Source organism: Flavobacterium sp. 90 (genome assembly GCF_004339525.1).
Lineage (GTDB): Bacteria > Bacteroidota > Bacteroidia > Flavobacteriales > Flavobacteriaceae > Flavobacterium.
In genome coordinates this window covers 3,419,871-3,443,468 of sequence record NZ_SMGE01000001.1, presented here as the reverse complement: position 1 = coordinate 3,443,468, position 23,598 = coordinate 3,419,871, and the positions used below count along the sequence as shown (strand labels likewise).

Below are 23,598 nucleotides of genomic sequence, written 5' to 3'. Positions count from 1 at the left end.
ATTTTAAATTTGTTTGTTAATTAATTGAAACATTGCCTCGTCTTGATAGTGGTTATTTAGCAAAATCCAATCTTTTTTAATTCCTATTTTCTCAAAGCCAAATTTAGTAAAAAGAGCTATACTTGCTACATTTCCTACAGCAATATTTGCATACAATTGATGTAAATTTAAATTATGAAAAGAATACTTGATCAAAAGTTCTAATGCCTCAGAACCTACATTTTGTCTTTTATTCTCTTCTTTTTGGATAACAATTCCAATTCCTGCTTTGTTATTTTTAGGATCAAACTCAAATAAATCAATCAATCCGATAGCTGGAAAATCTACATCCTGACAAATTGCCAAACGCAGTTGTTTAGCTTCATATATATCCTGCTGTGCATTTTCGAGATATTGCCTAACTAAAAAACGACTGTAAGGTGTTTGTGTGTTACTTACTTCCCAAATACTTTCGTCGTTTTCCATTGCATAAACAAACTCTAAATCATTGGGTTCTAAAGCACGTAAATAAATATTTTCTCCTTTGAGTGTAATCATTAATTTTATTTCAGATTTTAGATTGATGATTTTAGATTATTCTTCCTGGAATGTAGAATTTGTCTTCGACTCCGCTCAGACTGACATCATTTATTAAATTTCTATTGTTCCTTTAAAAACAAATTTAGCGGGTCCGGTTAAGAAAACATTTGTAAAATGATCCCCTATTTTATCAAAAGAAACCACAAGTTTTCCACCTTCAACATTTAAATTAATAGAAGTTTTATTCGTTTCTCCAATAGCATTCATTGCAATTGCAACGGCAGTTGCGCCAGTTCCGCAAGCCAGAGTTTCATCTTCTACACCTCTTTCATAAGTACGAAGCGAAAAAGTACTCTCGTCAACTTTCTTTACAAAATTAACATTGCTTCCTTTTTCTCCATATAATTCACCATAACGAATTGCAGCGCCATTATCTTTTACATTATAATGCTCTAAATCTTCAACAATCTGAACATGATGTGGAGAACCTGTATTTAAAAAAGTGTATGAATCTTTCTTTTGCACTTCATCAACATCGATCATTTGTAACGAAATAATAGCATCGTCTCCCACAGATGCATGATGCAAACCATCTGTCGCAATAAAGGTTGTTTTGTTCTCAATTACTCCTAATTGATTAGCGAAAGCGACAAGGCAACGACCACCATTTCCGCACATGGAACTTTGATTTCCATCGGAATTATAATAAACCATTTTGAAGTCAGTTTCGGAGTCATTTTCTAATAAAATAAGTCCATCGGCTCCAATACCAAAACGTCTGTCACACAGGCGCTCAATTAATTTAATGTCTTCTTTTGGAAAGAAATTTGAGCGATTATCAATCATTACAAAATCGTTTCCGGTACCTTGATATTTATAAAATTCTATTTGCATTTTTTTTACATTAGTTACACAAAAGTACGAACAAATAATTAATGAAATGTTAATCAATGTTAAAGAGCGTTAAACCACTTTACAACAGCTTTTTTTTGATATATTTTTACTTAAAATAACTTAAACATAAATAGTAATTATGAAAAGATTTTCAACCTTATTTTTAGTTTCACTCCTTAGCGGTGCAACTACCCTTGGTGCTTACAAATTATTATTTGAGAGCAACAATTCTTTTTTTGGAAGAGGAAATTCTGTTGTTACTCTTGCCCCCGATTCTTTTGGTAAAAATGTTGGTTTAGCTGCCGAAACTGTCGATTTTACAGCTGCCGCAGATAAGACTGTTCATACTGTTGTTCACGTAAAAAATGTTTCGCGAAGAACAGTTACAAATCCTATGATGGAATTTTTCTATGGTTATGGAGGCGGACAACAACAAGAGCAAGTTGGTACCGGATCAGGAGTCATCATTTCTGAAGACGGATATATTGTGACCAATAATCACGTAATTAAGGACGCGACAGAAATTGAAATTACATTAAATAATAAAAAATCATATCCTGCAAAACTTATTGGAACGGATTCTAAAATGGATATCGCGTTGCTAAAAATTAATGCAGACGAAAAACTTCCATATACTGCTTTCGCCAATTCTGATAATGTAAAAGTTGGAGAATGGGTTTTGGCAGTTGGTAATCCGTACAATTTGACTTCGACAGTAACTGCCGGAATTGTTTCGGCGAAAGCCAGAAATTTAGATGCAAAAGGAATTCAGTCGTTTATTCAAACTGATGCTGCAGTAAACCCTGGAAACAGTGGTGGTGCTTTAGTAAATACACGAGGTGAATTGATTGGTATTAATACCATGATTTCGTCAATGACCGGTTCTTATGTTGGATATTCATTTGCTGTTCCTTCTAATATTGCTCGAAAAATAATCGAAGATATTATGGAATTTGGAAATGTTCAAAGAGGAATTCTAGGTGTTGAAGGTGGCGAATTAAATAGTACAGCTTCAAAAGAATTAGGTATTACAGAAACACAAGGTTTTTATATTAGTAAAGTATCTAAAAATTCCGGTGCCGAAAAAGCAGGTCTTGCAAAAGGTGATATTATTGTAAAACTTGATGAACAGAATATTGCAACTTATGCAGATCTTTCGGGTTACATTAATACAAAACGTCCTAATGATGTTGTTAAAGTAACTTATATAAAAGACGGAAAAACGAAAACCGTTCCTGTAACATTAAGTAAAAATGAATTTTACAGTACTGAATTCAAAGGAATCGAATTAGAAAATATCGATGCTTCGGATAAAAAGAAATTCAGAATTGATTATGGTGTAAAAATCAAAAACATCAATAATGAAAATCTTATGCAGTATCAAAACGAATTACAAGGCAATATTATTTTGAGTATTGACAATGTAAAAGCAACAAATATCGAAAGCGTTTCTAAACTTTTAAGTAAAAAAGACGAAGGACAAAGTGTACGTCTTGAAATGATAAATAAAAATGGAGAAATTCTTAGAATTATCATTTAATCAAAGTTTACAGTCACAGTATTCAGTCACAATTTACAGTCGCAAAAAACTGATAACAGAAACCGAAACTGAAAACTAAAAAAAAGCCATCTTAATAATAAGGTGGCTTTTTTATTTTCAAAAATAAATCATAAAATAGTTCACGAAATCGATTGAAATGGATACTTTTGCGCAAAATTAAAAAATATTTGTGTTTTTCTTTTTTCAATTTAATCAATTATGAGCAAAAAAACGTTGTACCAAAAAGAGGTATCATTACAAGTCGACCGAAGAAGAGCTGGTGTCGAATTAATCAAAATCATAAGCGATTTATGGTATGATAAATCCATCGAAATGGTTTTATTCAAAAATCAATTATTGGATAAAAATGTCAGCGATATTATTAATTTACATCAATACGCAGGCGAATTTGTAGGTAAGCCAATTACTATTTTTGACTCGGTTGAAATTGCAAGAGTTGTTCTTTCACTAGATCTTCCACCTGCAAAATTAGACCTTGGAAAACTTACTTATGAATATCGTTTAGAAGATGAAAAATATCCAGATGCAAGATATTTTGTTTTGGATAAACTAAAAAAAGCCAAATCATCTGAAGAAATTCAGCCTAAAGATGTTGTTTTATATGGCTTTGGCCGAATTGGGCGCATATTAGCAAGAGAGCTAATGTCTAAAACCGGAAAAGGAAATCAATTGCGTTTGAGAGCAATTGTTTTACGTGATAAAAGTGATGCATCAAGTTTAGAGAAACGAGCTTCTCTATTGCGATACGACTCTATTCACGGTGACTTTCAAGGATCTGTAATTGCCGACGCAAAAAATAATGCTTTGATTATTAACGGAACAACCGTTCATATCATTGCAGCAAACTCTCCAGAAGAAATTGATTATACACAATACGGAATCAATGACGCTTTAGTTATTGATAATACCGGAGTTTTTACCACCGAAGAAGCTTTAAAAAGACATTTAACCTCACAAGGTGTTAGCAAGGTTTTATTGACTGCTCCCGGAAAAGGGATTCCAAATATTGTACACGGTGTAAATCATAATGAATATAATCCTGACGAAAATGATATTTTCTCAGCAGCTTCATGCACTACAAATGCTATTACACCAGTTTTAAAAGTAATCGAAGATACTTTAGGTGTTGTCAAAGGACATCTGGAAACTATTCATGCTTATACAAATGACCAAAATTTGGTTGATAATATGCATAAAAAATATCGTCGCGGCAGAGCAGCAGCTTTAAATATGGTAATTACTGAAACTGGTGCCGGAAGCGCGGTTGCTAAAGCATTACCATCTTTAGAAGGAAAACTGACTTCGAATGCTATTCGTGTTCCTGTTCCGAATGGATCTTTAGTTGTCTTGAATTTAGAAGTTAAGAAAGCGACTTCAATTCCTGCAATTAATAAAATCATGAAAAAATATGCCCTTGAAGGGGAATTGGTAGAACAAATTAAATATTCATTGAATAATGAATTAGTTTCTTCTGATATTGTTGGGACTTCTGCACCTTCAATTTACGACAGTAATGCTACAATTGTTTCTAAGGACGGAAAAAACATTGTACTTTATATCTGGTATGATAACGAATATGGCTATAGTCATCAAGTAATTCGTTTAGCAAAGTATATTGCCAAAGTAAGACGTTATACTTACTATTAATATAAGACCAAAACCACTATTCTTAAAACCATCAATTTCTCTTGGTGGTTTTTTGTTTTTATTTAAATAGGTAAAACAGTTGTACTCTTAACTTCTGAAATAACAAAAACGGTATTAATAAGAGAAACTTCCGGTAAAATTGATAATTTTTTTTGATGAAAATGGTGATAACTTTCCATATCTGGAATAATAATCTTGAGCATATAATCAAAATTTCCCGAAACATAATTACACTCAACAACTTCTGGTAAATTCAAAATTGACTGATTAAATCCTTCGGAGGTATCGTAAGTTTGTTTTGTTAAGGTAACCTGACAATAAACAGTGAGATTATTGCCTAATTTCTTCTTGTTTAAAATCGAAACGTATTTTTCTATAACACCCTCTTTTTCAAGACGTTTAACACGATCATGAACAGGTGTTAACGATAGATTAATCTTGTTTGCGATGTCTTTTAAAGTGTAGTGCGCATTTTCCTGTAAAAGTCGTAAGATTTTTTTGTCTATTTCATCTAAAGCCATAACGAAAACGTTTTCTATGAGTACTAAAATTTAGTCATTTTTTCTTTTTGAGGAAGTAAAATTGATCTTAAAAAGAATAAATTTCTGTAAAAGTATGAAATAAAATAATATTTTCTTATTTAATGCGCCATTATCAATAATATATTCTCTATCTGTAGATTTGTAAAACAATTTACAAAAAACTAAAAAACATAACAAAATGATAATAGGTGTTCCAAAAGAAATTAAGAATAATGAGAATCGTGTAGCATTAACTCCAGCTGGTGTTTCTGAAATGAAAAAGCATGGTCATACAGTTTATGTACAAGCAACTGCTGGTCTAGGTAGCGGATTTGCTGATGATGAATATGCAGCTGCAGGTGCAGTAGTTCTTGGAACTATTGAAGAAGTATATGCAATTGCTGAGATGATTATCAAAGTAAAAGAGCCAATCGCTTCTGAATATCCACTAATCAAAAAAGATCAATTATTATTTACTTACTTTCACTTCGCTTCATCTGAGCCATTAACTCACGCAATGCTTGAGAAAGGTGCTGTATGTTTAGCATACGAAACTGTTGAAAAAACAGACCGTAGTTTACCATTATTAGTTCCAATGTCTGAAGTTGCAGGTCGTATGGCTATTCAACAAGGAGCAAAATATCTTGAAAAACCATTAAAAGGTAGAGGAATCCTTTTAGGAGGTGTACCAGGTGTTCCACCAGCAAAAGTATTAGTACTTGGTGGAGGAATTGTAGGAACTCAAGCTGCAAAAATGGCTGCTGGTTTAGGTGCTCAGGTAACTATCATGGATTTAAGCTTGCCACGTTTACGTCATTTAGATGATATTATGCCAGCAAACGTAAGTACAGAAATGTCTAACCATTATAACATCACAAAAGCAATCGCTACAGCTGATTTAATCGTTGGAGCAGTTTTAATTCCAGGAGCAAAAGCACCTCACTTAATCACTCGTGACATGCTTAAATTAATGCGTCCGGGAACTGTTGTTGTTGACGTAGCTGTTGATCAAGGTGGTTGTATTGAGACTTGTACTCCTACAACTCACGAAAACCCTACTTTTATTATTGATGATATCGTTCACTACTGTGTGGCTAATATGCCAGGTGCAGTACCTTATACATCTACATTAGCTTTAACAAATGCTACTTTGCCATATGCAGTACAATTAGCTAATAAAGGATGGGAAAAAGCATGTAACGAAAATGAAGAATTGAAAAAAGGATTAAATATTGCAAACGGAAAAATTCTTTACAAAGGAGTTGCTGAAGCTTGGAATCTTCCTTTTAATGAAGAATTAGTGTTAGCAAACGCATAGGCTAACATTAAAATAAGTGCTTACTATACAAACACTATTTAAAAAGGCTTTTCTTAATTGAAAAGCCTTTTTTTTGACATAAAAAAACCTGTCACTAATTATGACAGGCTTATTCTTTATAAAAAATAGAGAGAACTATTTTTTATCATTTTTCTCGCTTTTATCATTTTTCTCATCTAAAACTTCTTGCAATACTTTTGCTTCGGTTCCATTAGGAAAACTAACCTTTATTTTTTGAGCAATTGTTGGAGCGATCTCAGTAATAGCTTTCTTATCATGTGATTCTCCTTTTTTAATATGCCATCCGTAAAAAATCGCAGGAACATGAGTATCATAACTATAAGGCGTTCCGTGTGATGTTCCTGTAGTCGAATATTCGATATCACCAGGTTTATCGATAATTATCATATCACCATCCTGAGTTACATCGTATCCTTTTGCAACAAAATTTAAGTAATAATCATTTCCGGAATTTGCTAAAATTTCTTCTTCAGTATATACTCTCTTAACTTGCGGTTGTGAAATCAAAAACTCTTTAAAAGCTTGTTTTACTTTCACAAGATCTAAACCTTTGTCTTTAATGATTTGTTTATTGAAGAAGATATTAAAGTTCGAATAATTCAAAATCAAATCAACACCAAATGTCTTTATAGAAAAGTCTTGCAAACTCTTTTTAACATCTTTTGAAGGATAATTATCAACATTATATTTACGATCTTTCAAGTAAATAACATTCTCAGCTCCTGCATGATCAGCAGTTAAGAATAATAAATAATTCCCTTTTCCAACTGTTTTATCAAGATAAGCCAAAAAGTCTGCAATAGTTTGATCCAATCTTAAGTAAGTATCTTGAAGTTCCATAGAACGTGGCCCTAGCAAATGTCCTACATAATCTGTAGAAGAAAAACTAACTGTTAAGAAATCAGTAATATTATCTTTTCCTAATTCTTCTTTTTCAATAGCTCTTTTAGCAAATTCAGCTAACAAATCATTACCAAAAGGAGTAGCTCGTAAAACTCCTGCATCATTTTTCTCATACATCGTTTTTAGATCGTATGGAAAAACTGGAGCAGCACTTCCGTAAAGTTTTCCTTCATACGGATTGTTATCAGGTAAACTTTCGTTATAAGTTGAAGCTGGTTTGTACAAATCCCATCCTTTATTAATGTAAGGCATGTAATGTTTCTCACTATTAAACTCAGTAACCCATTCCGGTAATTTCTCACCATAAAATGTACTTGAAATAAAAGAACCTGTTTTACTATACCAAAAAGCCCAGTTAGCAAAATGACCTGCCGGCAAAATTGCTCCACGATCTTTAAGACTCATACCAATAACTTTTCCTTGAAAATTAGTAGCCATTCTTACTTCATCCGTAATAGTAGTACTTTGAAGATTTTTTGGAGACATTGCACCTTCTTCCACAGTTCCGTCCCCTACAGTTTTTACAGATGCATCATCAGTACAATACATTTCTTTACCAAGAGTTCTACTAAACCATTCGTTACCTACAATTCCGTGAGTCGATGGAGTTGTACCAGTATAAATTGAAGCATGTCCCGGAGCAGTGTAAGTTGGCATATAATTATAATGCATATTCTGAAAAGTATATCCATTATCCATTAATCTCTTAAATCCATTTGGAGAAAAATCATCCGAAAACCGATATAAATATTCCATTTTCATTTGATCAACTACAATACCTACAACCAACTTAGGGCGCTGTTGAGCACTTAAATTTGAGATAACAAACAATGTCAACAATACAATACTTTTTTTCATACTTAAATTATAATATTTACACAAAAATACTGATTCACATTTTAAAAGGCTAACTCACGATAATTTAAAACACAAAATTGACTTTTATTTAACAAAAAATAATTCGCAAAAGTAGTTTTCTACTTATGTCGTTTCCCTCCGCGGCGGGTCGGGCTGTGCGCTAAATCTTTTGTGATAGAAGTTTAATAAAACAGAAGAAGTCTGGTTTATCACAAAAGGATATCGCTTCCATCTCTAACGCGCTCCGGTTTAAAAAGAGATTTACTTTTTATCAGAAATTCCAATTCTAAAACTTCGGGATAAAATTCCAATCCTTAAAAAGACTTTTCATTCATTTGTATTGTATGCGGTACTAAAACAAAGCTTTGCGCACTTTAAATATCCAGACACATTTAAATACAGAAAACACCTCTAAGCGTACTTTGGATCAACACAAAAACCTGCGCAGAAACATAAAATATTTTGCATTGACTAATTATTTTAACCCCAAAGGACGCAAAGTTTTTTTTATTCGTAAGGTTTTATACAAACGCAAAGTTCGCAAAGCTATATTAATAAAGCTTTGCGAACTTTGCGTTTAATGAGCGTGATCTATAACAAAAAAACTTTGCGCCCTTCGCGGTAAACCAGCTATTTTAAGAAAGTCATATAAAACAAAAAATCCTCATCACATAAATGATGAGGATTCTTTAAAGAAAGGCGACGACATACTCTCCCACATAACTGCAGTACCATCTGCGCAGGCGGGCTTAACTACTCTGTTCGGGATGGGAAGAGGTGAGCCCCGCCGCAATAACCACCTTAAGGTTTTTAGTTGTTGGTTTTTGGTTGTCGGTTGATGGATTTCTCCAACAACTATCAACTATTAACCATCAACTGCTCTTGCGTCGAGCAAATATTTTAACATATTGAGATAAAGAAAAGTACTTTTATTTACTATTTTAGAAAGTTTCTCCCCGCACCTTGCGGTGCGGGAAAAGGTGTACATAAGCTTACGGATTATTAGTACTACTCGACTATGACATTACTGCCTTTACATCTATAGCCTATCAACGTGGTCATCTTCCACGATCCTTAAAAGAAATCTCATCTTGTGGTGGGTTTCGCGCTTATATGCTTTCAGCGCTTATCCCTTCCAAACGTAGCTACTCTGCGGTGCCCCTGGCGGGACAACAGATACACTAGAGGTTTGTCCAATTCGGTCCTCTCGTACTAGAATCAGATCCACTCAAATTTCTAACGCCCACAGTAGATAGAGACCGAACTGTCTCACGACGTTCTGAACCCAGCTCGCGTGCCACTTTAATGGGCGAACAGCCCAACCCTTGGGACCTTCTCCAGCCCCAGGATGTGACGAGCCGACATCGAGGTGCCAAACCCCCCCGTCGATATGAGCTCTTGGGGGAGATCAGCCTGTTATCCCCGGCGTACCTTTTATCCTTTGAGCGATGGCCCTTCCATGCGGAACCACCGGATCACTATGCTCTACTTTCGTACCTGATCGACCTGTATGTCTCTCAGTCAAGCTCCCTTATGCCATTGCACTCTACGCACGGTTACCAAGCGTACTGAGGGAACCTTTAGAAGCCTCCGTTACTCTTTTGGAGGCGACCACCCCAGTCAAACTACCCACCAAGCAATGTCCCCCACAATATGGGGTTAGGCCTCAGATAAACAAAGGGTTGTATTTCAACAATGACTCCACAACGCCTGGCGACGCCACTTCACAGTCTCCAACCTATCCTACACATCATTTATCCAAGGTCAATACTAAGCTATAGTAAAGGTGCACAGGGTCTTTTCGTCCCACTGCGGGTAAACGGCATCTTCACCGTTACTACAATTTCACCGAGCTCATGGCTGAGACAGTGTCCAGATCGTTACACCATTCGTGCAGGTCGGAACTTACCCGACAAGGAATTTCGCTACCTTAGGACCGTTATAGTTACGGCCGCCGTTTACTGGGGCTTCAATTCAATGCTTCTCCGAAGATAACATCTCCTCTTAACCTTCCAGCACCGGGCAGGTGTCAGGCCCTATACTTCATCTTACGATTTTGCAGAGCCCTGTGTTTTTGATAAACAGTCGCCTGGACCTCTTCACTGCGGCCAGCTTGCGCTGGCGACCTTTCTCCCGAAGTTACAGGTCTATTTTGCCTAATTCCTTAGCCATGAATCTCTCGAGCACCTTAGGATTCTCTCCTCAACTACCTGTGTCGGTTTACGGTACTGGTACTAATTACCTGAAGTTTAGAGGTTTTTCTTGGAAGCCCTTAGGCGCACTATCTCTTTGTCCGAAGACTCCGAGTACTATCGTATTTCCCCAAGATCTGTGGATTTGCCTGCAGATCTTATAGGTAGGTACTTCAACGAACTATTCCGTCAGTTCGCGGCGCTTTCATCACTCCGTCACCCCATCACAGTAATTAGTAGTACGGGAATATTAACCCGTTAGCCATCGACTGTCCCTTTCGGGTTCGCCTTAGGACCAGACTAACCCACAGCTGATTAGCATAGCTGTGGAAACCTTAGTTTTTCGGTGTGCGGGTTTCTCGCCCGCATTATCGTTACTTATGCCTACATTTTCTTTTCTAACCAGTCCAGCATACCTTACGATACACCTTCAACCCTGTTAGAATGCTCCCCTACCACTTACAATTGCTTGTAAATCCATAGCTTCGGTAATACGCTTATGCCCGATTATTATCCATGCTCGTCCGCTCGACTAGTGAGCTGTTACGCACTCTTTAAATGAATGGCTGCTTCCAAGCCAACATCCTAGCTGTCTGGGCAGACAAACCTCGTTCTTTCAACTTAGCGTATATTTGGGGACCTTAGCTGATGGTCTGGGTTCTTTCCCTCTCGGACTTGGACCTTAGCACCCAAGCCCTCACTGTTATGAAACATTATATAGCATTCGGAGTTTGTCAGGAATTGGTAGGCGGTGAAGCCCCCGCATCCAATCAGTAGCTCTACCTCTATATAACTTTAAACATAACGCTGCACCTAAATGCATTTCGGGGAGTACGAGCTATTTCCGAGTTTGATTGGCCTTTCACCCCTACCCACAGGTCATCCGAAGACTTTTCAACGTCAACCGGTTCGGACCTCCACTGTGTGTTACCACAGCTTCATCCTGCCCATGGGTAGATCACACGGTTTCGCGTCTAACACTACTGACTAAAGCGCCCTATTCAGACTCGCTTTCGCTACGGATCCGTGGCTTAACCACTTAACCTTGCCAGCAACGTTAACTCGTAGGCTCATTATGCAAAAGGCACGCCGTCACCCCACGAAAGGGCTCCGACCGCTTGTAAGCGTATGGTTTCAGGATCTATTTCACTCCGTTATTCACGGTTCTTTTCACCTTTCCCTCACGGTACTGGTTCACTATCGGTCTCTCAGGAGTATTTAGCCTTAGCGGATGGTCCCGCCAAATTCAGACAGGGTTTCACGTGCCCCGCCCTACTCAGGATACCACTATCTATTATACTTGTTACCCATACGGGGCTATCACCCTCTATGGCGTCACTTTCCAGTAACTTCCGGTTCCTTGTACATAAAATGTCGTGGTCCTACAACCCCAACAATGCCGTAACATCATTGGTTTGGGCTAATCCGCGTTCGCTCGCCACTACTTACGGAATCACTTTTGTTTTCTTCTCCTCCGCCTACTTAGATGTTTCAGTTCAGCGGGTTTGCCCACCTATCGGTGTACTATGTCTTCAACATAGTGGGTTGCCCCATTCAGGTATCTACGGATCAATCGGTGTGTGCCCGTCCCCGTAGCTTTTCGCAGCTTATCACGCCTTTCATCGCCTCTGAGAGCCTAGGCATCCCCCATACGCCCTTATTTTGCTTATTGTACCAATCTTGTTACTTAAAACAAGACCGTTTTTTTTTGTTTTCTACAATAAATTGTAAAAAACGCTTTCTACTTTTTATTATTTTCTTATCTCAATATGTCAATGAACTTTATTTATGTCGAAAGTTGTAAAGTCTAAGGTCATAAAGTCATACTTTTGACTTTCAGACTTTAGTCTTTCGACTAAATTTGTGGAGAATAACGGAGTCGAACCGTTGACCTCCTGCGTGCAAGGCAGGCGCTCTAGCCAGCTGAGCTAATCCCCCATTTCTTAAATCTTAGATTGTAGAATTCAGATTTTAGATTTCTAATTCTTCTCTAATTTCTTTTGGTGAATTCCAACTTCCAGAATTTCCTTTCTTAAGTTAAATAGTAGTCCCGGGCAGACTCGAACTGCCGACCCCTACATTATCAGTGTAGTACTCTAACCAGCTGAGCTACGAGACTCTGTTTTTCTTAAGTTTTTCATTATTTTTTTAAATTAACAGCAAGAGTAATTGAATCTTAATATTCAAAACCTATAAATAGACATCTTTTTTCCTCAACGTGTTGACAAGTCAACTAACATTTGAGGCTCTAGAAAGGAGGTGTTCCAGCCGCACCTTCCGGTACGGCTACCTTGTTACGACTTAGCCCTAGTTACCAGTTTTACCCTAGGCAGCTCCTTGCGGTCACCGACTTCAGGCACCCCCAGCTTCCATGGCTTGACGGGCGGTGTGTACAAGGCCCGGGAACGTATTCACCGGATCATGGCTGATATCCGATTACTAGCGATTCCAGCTTCACGGAGTCGAGTTGCAGACTCCGATCCGAACTGTGACCGGTTTTATAGATTCGCTCCTGGTCGCCCAGTGGCTGCTCTCTGTACCGGCCATTGTAGCACGTGTGTAGCCCAAGGCGTAAGGGCCGTGATGATTTGACGTCATCCCCACCTTCCTCACAGTTTGCACTGGCAGTCTTGTTAGAGTTCCCGACATGACTCGCTGGCAACTAACAACAGGGGTTGCGCTCGTTATAGGACTTAACCTGACACCTCACGGCACGAGCTGACGACAACCATGCAGCACCTTGTAATTTGTCTTGCGAAAAATCTGTTTCCAAATCGGTCAAACTACATTTAAGCCTTGGTAAGGTTCCTCGCGTATCATCGAATTAAACCACATGCTCCACCGCTTGTGCGGGCCCCCGTCAATTCCTTTGAGTTTCATTCTTGCGAACGTACTCCCCAGGTGGGATACTTATCACTTTCGCTTAGCCACTGAAATTGCTTCCAACAGCTAGTATCCATCGTTTACGGCGTGGACTACCAGGGTATCTAATCCTGTTCGCTACCCACGCTTTCGTCCATCAGCGTCAATCCATTAGTAGTAACCTGCCTTCGCAATTGGTATTCCATGTAATCTCTAAGCATTTCACCGCTACACTACATATTCTAGTTACTTCCTAATAATTCAAGTTTAACAGTATCAATGGCCGTTCCACCGTTGAGCGATGGGCTTTCACCACTGACTTATTAAACCGCCTACGGACCCTTTAAACCCAATGATTCCGGATAACGCTTGGATCCTCCGTATTACCGCGGCTGCTGGCACGGAGTTAGCCGATCCTTATTCTTACGATACCGTCAAGCTCCAACACGTTGGAGTGTTTCTTCTCGTATAAAAGCAGTTTACAATCCATAGGACCGTCATCCTGCACGCGGCATGGCTGGATCAGGCTTGCGCCCATTGTCCAATATTCCTCACTGCTGCCTCCCGTAGGAGTCTGGTCCGTGTCTCAGTACCAGTGTGGGGGATCTCCCTCTCAGGACCCCTACCCATCGTAGCCTTGGTAAGCCGTTACCTTACCAACTAGCTAATGGGACGCATGCTCATCTTTTACCGTTGTGACTTTAATAGTAGAATCATGCGATTCAGCTATACTATGAGGTATTAATCCAAATTTCTCTGGGCTATCCCTCTGTAAAAGGTAGATTGCATACGCGTTACGCACCCGTGCGCCGGTCTCTAGCTCCGAAGAACTATACCCCTCGACTTGCATGTGTTAAGCCTGCCGCTAGCGTTCATCCTGAGCCAGGATCAAACTCTTCATCGTATATTTTAATATTATATTGCGATGTTTTCTCTATCGGTTCTTTTCAAATCTCTCGATTCTATTACTCTTATTCTTTTGTTTTAACATCTCTGTTAAAACGGCTGTCAATTCAATATGTCTACGAACGTGTTTCTTTTTTGTTTCGCTTGTCTCTCAAAGCGGGTGCAAAAGTAGAAAAAGTATTTCTAACTGGCAAATGTTTTTTGAAGTTTTTTTAAAGAAAATTTTCGTTTCTTTTTAACTTCTCAACTTACCAATCTTTCAATGAACTTTCCATGTTTTGCGGGGTGCAAATGTAATATCCCTTTTCGAATCTCACAAGCTTTTTTAAATCTTTTTTGAAAATAAATTTTCCGTTTTAATTCGTTTGCTTGTCAGTATTTCAGTGAACGTCTATCGCTGTTGCGGGTGCAAAAGTAGCACCTTTATTCACTTATCCAAGCTTTTATTTAAACTATTTTCAATATATTTTATAAGTAGCTGGTTTGGCGTTTTTTACAACTCAAAGTTTTTTCTCTGTTTTTGGGATTTTATGCTTTTGGGGCGATTTTAACGCAAAGATGCAAAGGCTCTTTTTGTTTGGATGCGTTTTAAGAAGATCGCTAAACTGGAGTTTACTGGAGTTTTATTAATCTCACAAAGACGTTATACTTGATTTCTTTGGCTTTTTTAATCTCGCAAAGGCACAAAGGCGCTAAGTTTTTATTTTCATGACTGATCTTTCTTTTGAAAACCTCTGCCCTAGCCCCGATAATAGCGAAAATCCTTTTGTGCCGGGGTTCGGCACAAAAGATTGAAGTGGATAGCGGGAAATAGCTCCTGATACTTATCGTAAAAGCTTCGACTTCGCTCAGCTGGACAAAGACTACTCTTATATATATGTACAAATAATAAACCCCACAGTCCCGAAACCTCGGGATGAAAATCTGTCGGGTTGTGGATCGAGATTATTACTTATATATAAGGAGTGTGGTTTTACAATTATCATATTACCTAAGTTCCTTGTAGAACCTTATCAGACAGCATTACCAAACCCTGTTATATAGTATGAATAAATAGCTCTAAAAATAATTATGAAATTTAGTCTTACATATTATCGTATAAACATGAATATATGTATTGTATGTATTTCTGTAATGCGTTATATTTGCATTCACAAAATTATAAACAATGATTAAGATTACTTTACCCGATGGGTCAATTAGAGAGTTTGCTTCGGGCGTAACTCCGATGGAGGTCGCTAAAAGCATTAGTGAAGGATTTGCAAGAAACGTGATTTCGGCATCTTTTAATGGTACAACAATAGAAACCGAAACTCCATTGACGACCGACGGTAGTCTTATTTTATATACTTGGAATGATGCGGAAGGCAAGAAAGCTTTCTGGCATTCGACTTCGCACGTAATGGCGCAAGCTCTTGAGGAATTGTATCCTGGAATTAAATTAACTCTTGGACCTGCAATTGCTAACGGTTTCTATTATGATGTTGATTTTGAAGATCAGAAAATTGTTGAAGCTGATTTTAAAAAGATCGAAGATCGTGTTCTTGAAATCTCGAGAGAGAAACACGAATTTAAAATGCGTCCGGTTAGTAAAGCGGATGCTTTGGCCATGTACAAAGACAATGTTTACAAAACTGAATTAATTTCGAATCTTGAAGACGGAACTATTACGTTTTGTGATCATGCTACTTTTACTGATTTGTGTAGAGGTGGACATATCCCGAATACTGGTATTATCAAGGCTTTTAAAATCATGAGTGTTGCCGGTGCTTACTGGAGAGGTGATGAAAAAAACAAACAGCTAACTCGTGTTTACGGAACTTCTTTCCCAAAACAAAAGGATCTAACTGAATATCTTGAACTTCTTGAAGAGGCTAAACGTCGTGATCACCGTAAATTAGGTAAAGAACTTGAATTGTTTGCTTTCTCTCAGAAAGTGGGACAAGGTTTACCTTTATGGCTACCTAAGGGTGCTGCGCTTAGAGATCGTTTGGAACAATTTTTAAAGAGAGCTCAAAAGAAAGCTGGATATGAGCAAGTGGTTACTCCACATATTGGTCAAAAGGAGCTTTATGTTACTTCTGGTCACTATGCGAAATATGGTGCTGATAGTTTCCAGCCGATACATACTCCTGCAGAAGGCGAAGAGTTTTTATTGAAACCAATGAACTGTCCTCACCACTGTGAAATCTATAACGTGAGACCTTGGTCGTACAAAGACTTACCTAAGCGTTATGCTGAATTTGGTACTGTATATAGATATGAGCAATCTGGTGAATTACATGGTTTGACTCGTGTACGCGGGTTTACTCAGGATGATGCGCATATTTTTTGTACTCCGGAGCAATTAGATGAGGAATTTAAAAAAGTAATTGACCTTGTACTTTATGTATTTGGTTCGTTAGGTTTTGAAAACTTTACTGCTCAAATTTCGTTAAGAGATAAAGAGAACAGAGATAAATATATTGGTACTGACGAAAACTGGGAGAAAGCTGAAAATGCAATTATCAATGCTGCAGCTGACAAAGGATTGAATACAGTTGTTGAATATGGCGAAGCTGCTTTTTATGGTCCAAAACTTGACTTTATGGTTAAGGATGCTTTAGGAAGACAATGGCAATTAGGAACTATTCAGGTAGATTACAACCTTCCTGAACGTTTTGAATTAACATACAAAGGCGCTGATAATGAATTACATCGCCCTGTTATGATTCATAGAGCTCCTTTTGGATCGATGGAACGTTTTATCGCAATTTTACTAGAACATACAGCAGGAAATTTCCCACTTTGGCTAATGCCGGAACAAGCTATAATCTTGTCTTTGAGCGAGAAATACGAAATATATGCTAAAAAAGTTTTAGATTTGCTAGAAAATCACGAAATTCGCGCCCTAATTGACAACCGAAGCGAGACTATTGGTAAGAAAATTAGAGATGCCGAAATGCAAAAAATACCGTTTATGCTTATTGTAGGTGAGGAAGAGGAGAAAAACGGAACTATTTCGATCCGTCGTCACGGGCAAGAAGGAAAAGGGAATATTACAGTTACAATTGATGAATTTGTCGCTATTGTAAACGAAGAAATAAAAAAGACATTAAAAGTTTTTACAGTTTAACTTAAATTATAAAGTCATAGCAATAAGAAGCAACAGAGGTTACCAACCTCGAGTAGAAAAAAAAGATGCACACAGAATAAACAATAATATTCGTGGTGTACAAGAAGTAAGATTAGTAGGCGAAAACATCGAACCAGGTGTATTTAAGCTTGCAGAAGCTTTACGTTTAGCAGATCAATTTGAATTGGATTTGGTTGAAATCTCGCCAAACGCTGAACCGCCGGTTTGTAAAATCATGGATTACAAGAAATTTGTTTACGAACAAAAGAAACGTGATAAGGTTTTAAAAGCTAAGTCTACGCAGGTTGTAGTTAAAGAAATTCGTTTTGGTCCTCAGACTGATGAGCATGATTATGAATTTAAGAGAAAGAATGCTGAGAAATTCCTGAAAGAAGGTGCTAAACTAAAAGCTTTCGTATTCTTTAAAGGTCGTTCTATTATCTATAAAGATCAAGGACAGATTTTATTACTACGCTTAGCTACAGATTTAGAAGAACATGGTAAAGTAGAAGCTATGCCAGTTTTGGAAGGTAAGAGAATGATTATGTTCATTGCTCCGAAGAAGAAAAAGTAAAACAGTTTGCAGTCGCAGTTTTCAGTTTTCGCACTGTAAACTGAAAACCGAGACTGACAACTAAAAAAATAAGTAAGTAAGAATAAATTAAAACACTAGGAAAAATGCCTAAAATGAAAACAAAATCTAGCGCCAAGAAACGTTTCAAAGTTACTGGTTCTGGAAAGATTAAAAGAAAGCATGCTTTTAAAAGTCACATCTTGACTAAAAAATCTAAAAAACGTAAATTAGCTTTGACACACTCAGCGCTAGTTCACTCTACAGATATGAAAAGCATCAAACAACAATTAAGAATTATTTAATTAAGTCTTAAAGTTGTAAAGTCAAAAGTCTTAAAGACTTTCGACATTCGACTTTAAAAACTTTTGACTAATAGTCTTTAGGTTAAAAAATTATTTATATAACCTTGGAGTATGGCTTTTAAGTTCCTTTGATTCAATTCAGGACGCCTGCTACAAAAACACATTAAAATTATGCCAAGATCGGTAAATTCAGTTGCTAAAAGAGCAAGAAGAAAAAAAATAATGAAGCAAGCCAAAGGTTTCTTTGGTAGACGTAAAAACGTTTGGACAGTTGCTAAGAATGCAGTAGAGAAAGCAATGTGCTACGCTTACCGCGATAGAAAACAAAACAAAAGAAATTTCCGTGCTTTATGGATTCAACGTATCAACGCTGGAGCTAGATTAGAAGGAATGTCTTATTCTCAATTCATGGGGAAAGTAAAAGCTAATGGAATCGAATTGAACCGTAAAGTTCTTGCAGATTTAGCTATGAACCACCCTGAAGCTTTCAAAGCAATACTTAATAAAGTAAAATAAACGTTTTATAAACTCAATTTAGATTACTTACTTATCATAGAAAAGCCACTCGTTACAACGAGTGGCTTTTTGCTTTCAACCCCATTCCTTAAAAAGATGCTTTTACAAATTGAATTTTAAAAAGTACATTTGTATAAACGATTATCTTCATGTTTACAGCACTCTTTCAACATATAGAAAAATTTATAACATTAGAACCTTCAGAAATTGATACTCTGGAATCTTGCTTAATTTTATCTTCTATAAAAAAGAAAGATCACGTATTAAAAGAAGGACAGGTTTGTGACACGATGTATTTCATCGTAAAAGGATGTATGCGTCAATATATCATTAACTCCAGAGGAAGTGAGCAAACACTTCAGTTCGGGATTGAAAATTGGTGGATTACTGATTACTTAAGTTATCACAATCATGTCGCATCACACTTTTATATTCAGGCTGTTGAAAATACAGAAGTTATTGCAATTGAAAAATCTGTCCTTGAATCGCTATTGATTGAGATTCCTAAACTGGAACGTTACTTCAGGATTGTATCTCAAAAATCATTTGGTGCTGCACAAATGCGAATTAAGTTTTTATTCACTATGTCGGCAGAAGAAAGGTACCATCATTTTAATGATTTTTATCCGGAGTTTGTACAACGAGTTCCACACTCCTATCTTGATTTCTCTGCAGAATTTATGAGTAAAATTAGAGCTGGAAAGATCTAAATTCATTTCTTGAAGTACTTCAAGTTTTTTAATGTAAAGATGCCAGACCTTTGTATCAAACATTAAAAAATAATCAAAATGAAATCAAGAATCGTTATCCCAACAGTTGCTCCAGAAGCTTATCAAGCTTTAATGAATTTAGAAAAATACATTTCTACTACTTCATTAACTCCTGTTCATAAAGAACTAATTAAAATTCGCGCATCTCAAATAAATGGTTGTGCTTACTGTATCAACATGCATACTGCTGATGGTAGAAAACACGGAATCACTGAGCAAAAAATTTATTTACTAAATGCATGGCGCGAAGCTGATATTTATACTGAAGAAGAAAAAGCAATTTTAGCTTTAACAGAACAAGTAACTTTAATTACAAATCACGTTTCTGACGAGGTATATCAAAATGCTGCAAATCTATTTGATGAAAAATATCTTGCTGAAATTATTCTATTGATTATAACCATTAATTCATGGAACAGATTAGCAATAGCAACAGGAATGAGAGCTGCATAAAACAATATAATATTATAATAAATTTACAAGAAAGACCTCGTAATAAAGGTTTTTCTTGTATATACTACTAGACAAGACTAAGATACTAAAGAATTAGGCAAACACACAAAATACCGTATTTATACTCTTTTTTAAAAGCTAAAAATAGTTATTTTTGACGCATGATACCAAAAAGATTGCGCTCAACTCTATATATATATTTTACTTTTCTATTTTTTTTATCCTGCCAAGAAAAGGATTTTAAAATTCCTCAACAAAAAAACACAAAAGCCGAAGTTCAAAAAGCAATTACTACTGCTGACACATTATTTAATAACAATAAATTAGATAGTGCATTTTACTATTATAATAAGGCAAAATTCATTTGTAATCCAATAACCAATGCCGACTATTATGTAGCTACATTAAATCGCATGGCTGAAATTCAGCAAATGCATGCGGATTATGCAGGAAGCGAAACTACACTTACAGAAGTATTTCCGTATTTAAAATATGCACAAAAGACTCCTCAGATATGGAATTCTTATGTTATTCAAAGCATCAACTACTTAAATACTTATGACTATAACAAAGCAATATTATACAATCAAAAAGCTTTAGAATTAAAAACAGAAGAATGGCGTAAACTTGTTTCCAAAAACAATATAGCTGTTATATTGATGGAAGAAGGAAAACACAAAGAAGCTCTTTCAATTTTCCTGTCTTTAATATTAAAGAAGGAAGTCATTAATGATACTATATTTCAGGGAAGAGCCTTAGATAATATTGGTTTTTGCTACTTCAAAACTAATGATACAGTAAAAGCTCTTTACTTTCTCAACAAAAGTCTACACCTTAGAAAAAAGAAAAACAATCCTTTTGACTTAGGAAAAAGTTATATGCATTTTGCAAAATTCTACGAAAAAAGCAATCCCTCGCTGGCAAAGAAATATATGCTTCTTAGTTATGAAAAATTTAGTTCTATAAATAATACTGACGAAAAACTATCTTCTCTAAAGATAATAATCACAAATAGCACTAATAAAGAACTAAAGAAGTACTCGACAATGTATGTTAATCTTGTTGATAGCGTTTTTGAAATAAGGCAAAAAGCAAAAAACCAATTTGCTAAAATTAAATACGATTCCAAAAAAGAAAAAAACGAAAACTTAAAACTCAAGACATATAAAGTAGAAAATGAATTACAGTTAGAAAGACAAAAAAACAAAAATATTATCTCGTACATAATTATTGTTCTAAGTCTAAGTCTAATTTTAGTCCTCTATTTCTATTTAACTTCCAGAGGAAATCGCGAAAAAATTGAAGCTACCTATAAGAGTGAAACACGTATTGCAAAAAAATTACATGATGAACTCGCTAACGATATTTACCATACGATGGCTTTTGCAGAAAACAAAAACCTTTCGTTAGCAGAAAACAAAGAACAATTATTAAACAATCTGGATATTATATATTCAAGAACGAGAGATATTTCTAAAGAAAGCAGCCCAATTGTGACTTCGGAAAAATATATACTCTATCTAAAAAAAATGATTTCCGGTTTCAATACTCCTCACATTAATTTACTAGTGAATGGTCTGGAAAGTATTCCATGGGATGAAATTGAAAAGAATAAAAAGATAACAATTTACAGGGTATTACAAGAATTACTTGTAAATATGAAAAAATACAGCGATGCTTCTTTGGTGGGTATTACTTTTAAAATGACCAATAATAATGTTGCAATAACTTATACCGATAACGGAAAAGGTATTGACCTTAATACAATAACATTTAAAAACGGACTGCATAATGTTGAAAACAGGATTCTGGCAATTAAAGGAATAATTGATATTGATTCTGTTCCGGAAAAGGGATTTAACGTTTTTATTAAATTTCCTGTTTAATCATGAAAAGACAAGTACATTTCATTCCGAACAAAACAATCTTAAGGCATCTTATACTAATACAATTTCTATTATTAGGAAGTTCTATAGTTTTATTTCGATCTTATAATAATGAAGATCCAGCAAAACCGATAAAAAAAGATAATAACACCGAAATAAAAAGACTTACAGATATTGCAGATGTTTTATTTGAGTCAAACAATTTAGAAAGATCTTATGTTTATTTCAACAAAGTCAAAACACTTTGTAATCCTAAAACAAATACTATCGATTATGTTTATGCAGTATATAGCATGGCCGAAATTAAAAATTATCAAGGCGATTTTATTACCAGTGAAGCAAATGCAACAGAAACTTTACCTTATTTAAAACATATCAAAAACCCTAGATATTCATGGTTGGTCTATAATATATTGGCAATAAACTACACGAATACTTATGATTATATCGATGCAACTTTATACTTTAAAAAAGCCATAGCGTTAAAAACAACAACATGGAGAAAGTATATGGCTATAAATAACTTAGCCGCTGTTTACATGAACCAATTTAAATATAAAAAAGCAAAGAAGATTCTCGAAATACTGGCAACTCAACAAAAAACATCAGTAGACAAAGATATAAACAAAAGCATCTATGCTTATGTAATAGATAATCTAGGTTACTGCTACTATAAATTGGGAGACTCTAAAAAAGCATCAATTTACCTTCACGACGCTTTAGAAATTAGACTAAAACTTCCGCCCGAAAACATATTAATTACAAGTTACCAACATCTTTCTGATTTTTACGAAAAAACCAACACTAAATTAGCGAAAACTTACGCAGAAAAAGCATATGAAGAAGCATCAAGAATAAACGATATACGCGGGATGACGGCCTCGTTAACCTTACTAATTAAAAATAGCAAAGGAAGTGACTTGAAAAAATACACATTAAATTATATCAAAATCTCCGACAGTACTAATGTAGCGAGGCAAAAAGCAAAGAATCAGTTTTCTAATATGAGGTATACTTCCAAAAAAGATAAAACTGAAAACCTACAACTTAAAGTTCAAAAAGTAGAAAATGAATTAGAAATAGAGAGAGAGAAGAAAAGGAACATAATTCTATATGTCATAATATTACTCATACTTGCACTACTTACATTTCTTTATTTTTACTTAACCTACAAATCAAGAAAAGAAAAAAATGAAGCTGTTCATAACAGCGAAATGCAAATATCTAAAAAACTTCATGATGAACTGGCAAATGATGTTTATCAAACACTGTCTTTTGCTAATGAGAAAGATCTTGAACTTAGAGAAAATAAAGATAAACTATTAAAAAAACTCGATATAATATACTCTCGAACGAGAGATATTTCAAAAGAAAACAGCACAATTGTAACCAACGGGAATTATAATATTGCCTTAAAAGAAATGATTTCAAGTTTTGACACTTCTAATATCAATATACTTTTGAATGGTCTGGAAAGTATTTCATGGAACGAAGTTGAAAACACTAAAAAGGTAACTATTTATAGGGTATTGCAAGAATTACTTGTAAACATGAAAAAACACAGTAATGCAACTTTGATTGGTATTAGCTTTAAAAAGACTAATAATAATGCTGTAATAACTTATACGGATAACGGAAAAGGTATTGATTTTAATAACATAACATTTAAAAATGGACTGCATAATATTGAAAATAGAATCTTGGCAATTAAAGGAATAATCGATATTGATTCTGCGCCAGAAAAGGGATTTAAAGTTTTTATTAAATTCCCTATCTGATC

At 35.7% G+C, this 23,598-nt stretch carries 15 protein-coding genes, 2 tRNA genes and 3 rRNA genes; 11 read left to right on the top strand and 9 right to left on the bottom strand.

Annotated elements, in window-relative coordinates; translation table 11 throughout:
- Nucleotides 1-3 precede the first annotated feature (3 nt).
- Together C8C83_RS14440 and dapF are read right to left on the bottom strand one after the other, a co-directional pair.
- Complete coding sequence (locus C8C83_RS14440; protein WP_099709223.1) at nt 4-537, bottom strand: GNAT family protein; 534 nt, start codon at nt 535-537, stop codon at nt 4-6.
- A 93-nt stretch (nt 538-630) separates the two neighbouring features.
- A complete protein-coding gene (gene dapF, locus C8C83_RS14435) occupies nt 631-1,413 on the bottom strand; it encodes a diaminopimelate epimerase (protein ID WP_121329159.1) in 783 nt (260 codons plus the stop codon).
- A 139-nt stretch (nt 1,414-1,552) separates the two neighbouring features.
- On the opposite strand from dapF, the gene C8C83_RS14430 reads away from it, so the two are divergent.
- Together C8C83_RS14430 and C8C83_RS14425 are read left to right on the top strand one after the other, a co-directional pair.
- On the top strand, nt 1,553-2,953 hold the full coding sequence (locus C8C83_RS14430; RefSeq protein ID WP_121329158.1) for a trypsin-like peptidase domain-containing protein: 1,401 nt from the start codon (nt 1,553-1,555) through the stop codon (nt 2,951-2,953).
- A 219-nt stretch (nt 2,954-3,172) separates the two neighbouring features.
- Nucleotides 3,173-4,621: a glyceraldehyde-3-phosphate dehydrogenase gene (locus C8C83_RS14425; RefSeq protein ID WP_121329157.1), complete on the top strand. Its 1,449-nt coding sequence runs from the start codon at nt 3,173-3,175 to the stop codon at nt 4,619-4,621.
- 62 nt (nt 4,622-4,683) lie between these two features.
- Here C8C83_RS14425 and C8C83_RS14420 read toward each other — a convergent pair whose 3' ends face one another.
- Entirely contained in the window at nt 4,684-5,142 is a 459-nt protein-coding gene (locus C8C83_RS14420) for an Lrp/AsnC family transcriptional regulator (RefSeq protein ID WP_041516998.1), read from the bottom strand.
- A 199-nt stretch (nt 5,143-5,341) separates the two neighbouring features.
- On the opposite strand from C8C83_RS14420, the gene ald reads away from it, so the two are divergent.
- Nucleotides 5,342-6,460, top strand: a complete 1,119-nt coding sequence (ald, locus tag C8C83_RS14415; RefSeq protein ID WP_121329156.1) for an alanine dehydrogenase — start codon at nt 5,342-5,344, stop codon at nt 6,458-6,460.
- A 135-nt stretch (nt 6,461-6,595) separates the two neighbouring features.
- Here ald and pafA read toward each other — a convergent pair whose 3' ends face one another.
- From pafA to C8C83_RS14385, 6 genes are all read right to left on the bottom strand, one after another.
- Nucleotides 6,596-8,242, bottom strand: coding sequence for an alkaline phosphatase PafA (pafA, locus tag C8C83_RS14410; protein WP_121329155.1), 1,647 nt, complete (start codon nt 8,240-8,242; stop codon nt 6,596-6,598).
- 694 nt (nt 8,243-8,936) lie between these two features.
- A 5S ribosomal RNA gene (gene rrf / locus C8C83_RS14405) occupies nt 8,937-9,046 on the bottom strand.
- Nucleotides 9,047-9,224: 178 nt separating this feature from the next.
- Nucleotides 9,225-12,106 (bottom strand): 23S ribosomal RNA (locus C8C83_RS14400).
- Between the two features lie 192 nt (nt 12,107-12,298).
- Nucleotides 12,299-12,372 (bottom strand) — tRNA-Ala (locus tag C8C83_RS14395).
- 107 nt (nt 12,373-12,479) lie between these two features.
- Nucleotides 12,480-12,553 (bottom strand) — tRNA-Ile (locus C8C83_RS14390).
- A 133-nt stretch (nt 12,554-12,686) separates the two neighbouring features.
- A 16S ribosomal RNA gene (locus C8C83_RS14385) occupies nt 12,687-14,200 on the bottom strand.
- Together the 16S, 23S and 5S rRNA genes with 2 tRNA genes alongside form the textbook arrangement of a ribosomal RNA operon.
- A gap of 1,170 nt (nt 14,201-15,370) precedes the next feature.
- Here C8C83_RS14385 and thrS point away from each other — a divergent pair.
- The 8 genes from thrS (at nt 15,371) to C8C83_RS14345 (ending at nt 23,596) form a co-directional block, all read left to right on the top strand.
- Nucleotides 15,371-17,317: a threonine--tRNA ligase gene (thrS, locus tag C8C83_RS14380; protein WP_121329154.1), complete on the top strand. Its 1,947-nt coding sequence runs from the start codon at nt 15,371-15,373 to the stop codon at nt 17,315-17,317.
- Between the two features lie 22 nt (nt 17,318-17,339).
- Nucleotides 17,340-17,891 (top strand): translation initiation factor IF-3, encoded by a 552-nt coding sequence (gene infC, locus C8C83_RS14375; protein ID WP_072974136.1) that lies wholly within the window; start codon nt 17,340-17,342, stop codon nt 17,889-17,891.
- A gap of 104 nt (nt 17,892-17,995) precedes the next feature.
- Nucleotides 17,996-18,193: a 50S ribosomal protein L35 gene (rpmI, locus tag C8C83_RS14370; RefSeq protein ID WP_007810722.1), complete on the top strand. Its 198-nt coding sequence runs from the start codon at nt 17,996-17,998 to the stop codon at nt 18,191-18,193.
- 171 nt (nt 18,194-18,364) lie between these two features.
- Nucleotides 18,365-18,709: a 50S ribosomal protein L20 gene (rplT, locus tag C8C83_RS14365; RefSeq protein WP_007810721.1), complete on the top strand. Its 345-nt coding sequence runs from the start codon at nt 18,365-18,367 to the stop codon at nt 18,707-18,709.
- A 149-nt stretch (nt 18,710-18,858) separates the two neighbouring features.
- Entirely contained in the window at nt 18,859-19,419 is a 561-nt protein-coding gene (locus C8C83_RS14360) for a cyclic nucleotide-binding domain-containing protein (protein ID WP_121329153.1), read from the top strand.
- Between the two features lie 78 nt (nt 19,420-19,497).
- Nucleotides 19,498-19,932 (top strand): carboxymuconolactone decarboxylase family protein, encoded by a 435-nt coding sequence (locus C8C83_RS14355; RefSeq protein ID WP_121329152.1) that lies wholly within the window; start codon nt 19,498-19,500, stop codon nt 19,930-19,932.
- 161 nt (nt 19,933-20,093) lie between these two features.
- Complete coding sequence (locus C8C83_RS14350) at nt 20,094-21,818, top strand: tetratricopeptide repeat-containing sensor histidine kinase (RefSeq protein WP_233566080.1); 1,725 nt, start codon at nt 20,094-20,096, stop codon at nt 21,816-21,818.
- Nucleotides 21,819-21,820: 2 nt separating this feature from the next.
- The gene (locus tag C8C83_RS14345) at nt 21,821-23,596 is read left to right on the top strand and encodes a tetratricopeptide repeat-containing sensor histidine kinase (RefSeq protein ID WP_121329151.1); all 1,776 of its coding nucleotides are present in this window, start codon (nt 21,821-21,823) and stop codon (nt 23,594-23,596) included.
- Nucleotides 23,597-23,598 lie beyond the last annotated feature (2 nt).

Excerpts from the sequence above, each read along its gene's own strand:
- C8C83_RS14440 (WP_099709223.1), bottom strand. The coding sequence starts at position 537 with ATGATTACACTCAAAGGAGAAAATATTTATTTACGTGCTTTAGAACCC.
- dapF (WP_121329159.1), bottom strand. The coding sequence starts at position 1,413 with ATGCAAATAGAATTTTATAAATATCAAGGTACCGGAAACGATTTTGTA.
- C8C83_RS14430 (WP_121329158.1), top strand. The coding sequence starts at position 1,553 with ATGAAAAGATTTTCAACCTTATTTTTAGTTTCACTCCTTAGCGGTGCA.
- C8C83_RS14425 (WP_121329157.1), top strand. The coding sequence starts at position 3,173 with ATGAGCAAAAAAACGTTGTACCAAAAAGAGGTATCATTACAAGTCGAC.
- C8C83_RS14420 (WP_041516998.1), bottom strand. The coding sequence starts at position 5,142 with ATGGCTTTAGATGAAATAGACAAAAAAATCTTACGACTTTTACAGGAA.
- ald (WP_121329156.1), top strand. The coding sequence starts at position 5,342 with ATGATAATAGGTGTTCCAAAAGAAATTAAGAATAATGAGAATCGTGTA.
- pafA (WP_121329155.1), bottom strand. The coding sequence starts at position 8,242 with ATGAAAAAAAGTATTGTATTGTTGACATTGTTTGTTATCTCAAATTTA.
- thrS (WP_121329154.1), top strand. The coding sequence starts at position 15,371 with ATGATTAAGATTACTTTACCCGATGGGTCAATTAGAGAGTTTGCTTCG.
- rpmI (WP_007810722.1), top strand. The coding sequence starts at position 17,996 with ATGCCTAAAATGAAAACAAAATCTAGCGCCAAGAAACGTTTCAAAGTT.
- rplT (WP_007810721.1), top strand. The coding sequence starts at position 18,365 with ATGCCAAGATCGGTAAATTCAGTTGCTAAAAGAGCAAGAAGAAAAAAA.
- C8C83_RS14360 (WP_121329153.1), top strand. The coding sequence starts at position 18,859 with ATGTTTACAGCACTCTTTCAACATATAGAAAAATTTATAACATTAGAA.
- C8C83_RS14355 (WP_121329152.1), top strand. The coding sequence starts at position 19,498 with ATGAAATCAAGAATCGTTATCCCAACAGTTGCTCCAGAAGCTTATCAA.
- C8C83_RS14350 (WP_233566080.1), top strand. The coding sequence starts at position 20,094 with ATGATACCAAAAAGATTGCGCTCAACTCTATATATATATTTTACTTTT.
- C8C83_RS14345 (WP_121329151.1), top strand. The coding sequence starts at position 21,821 with ATGAAAAGACAAGTACATTTCATTCCGAACAAAACAATCTTAAGGCAT.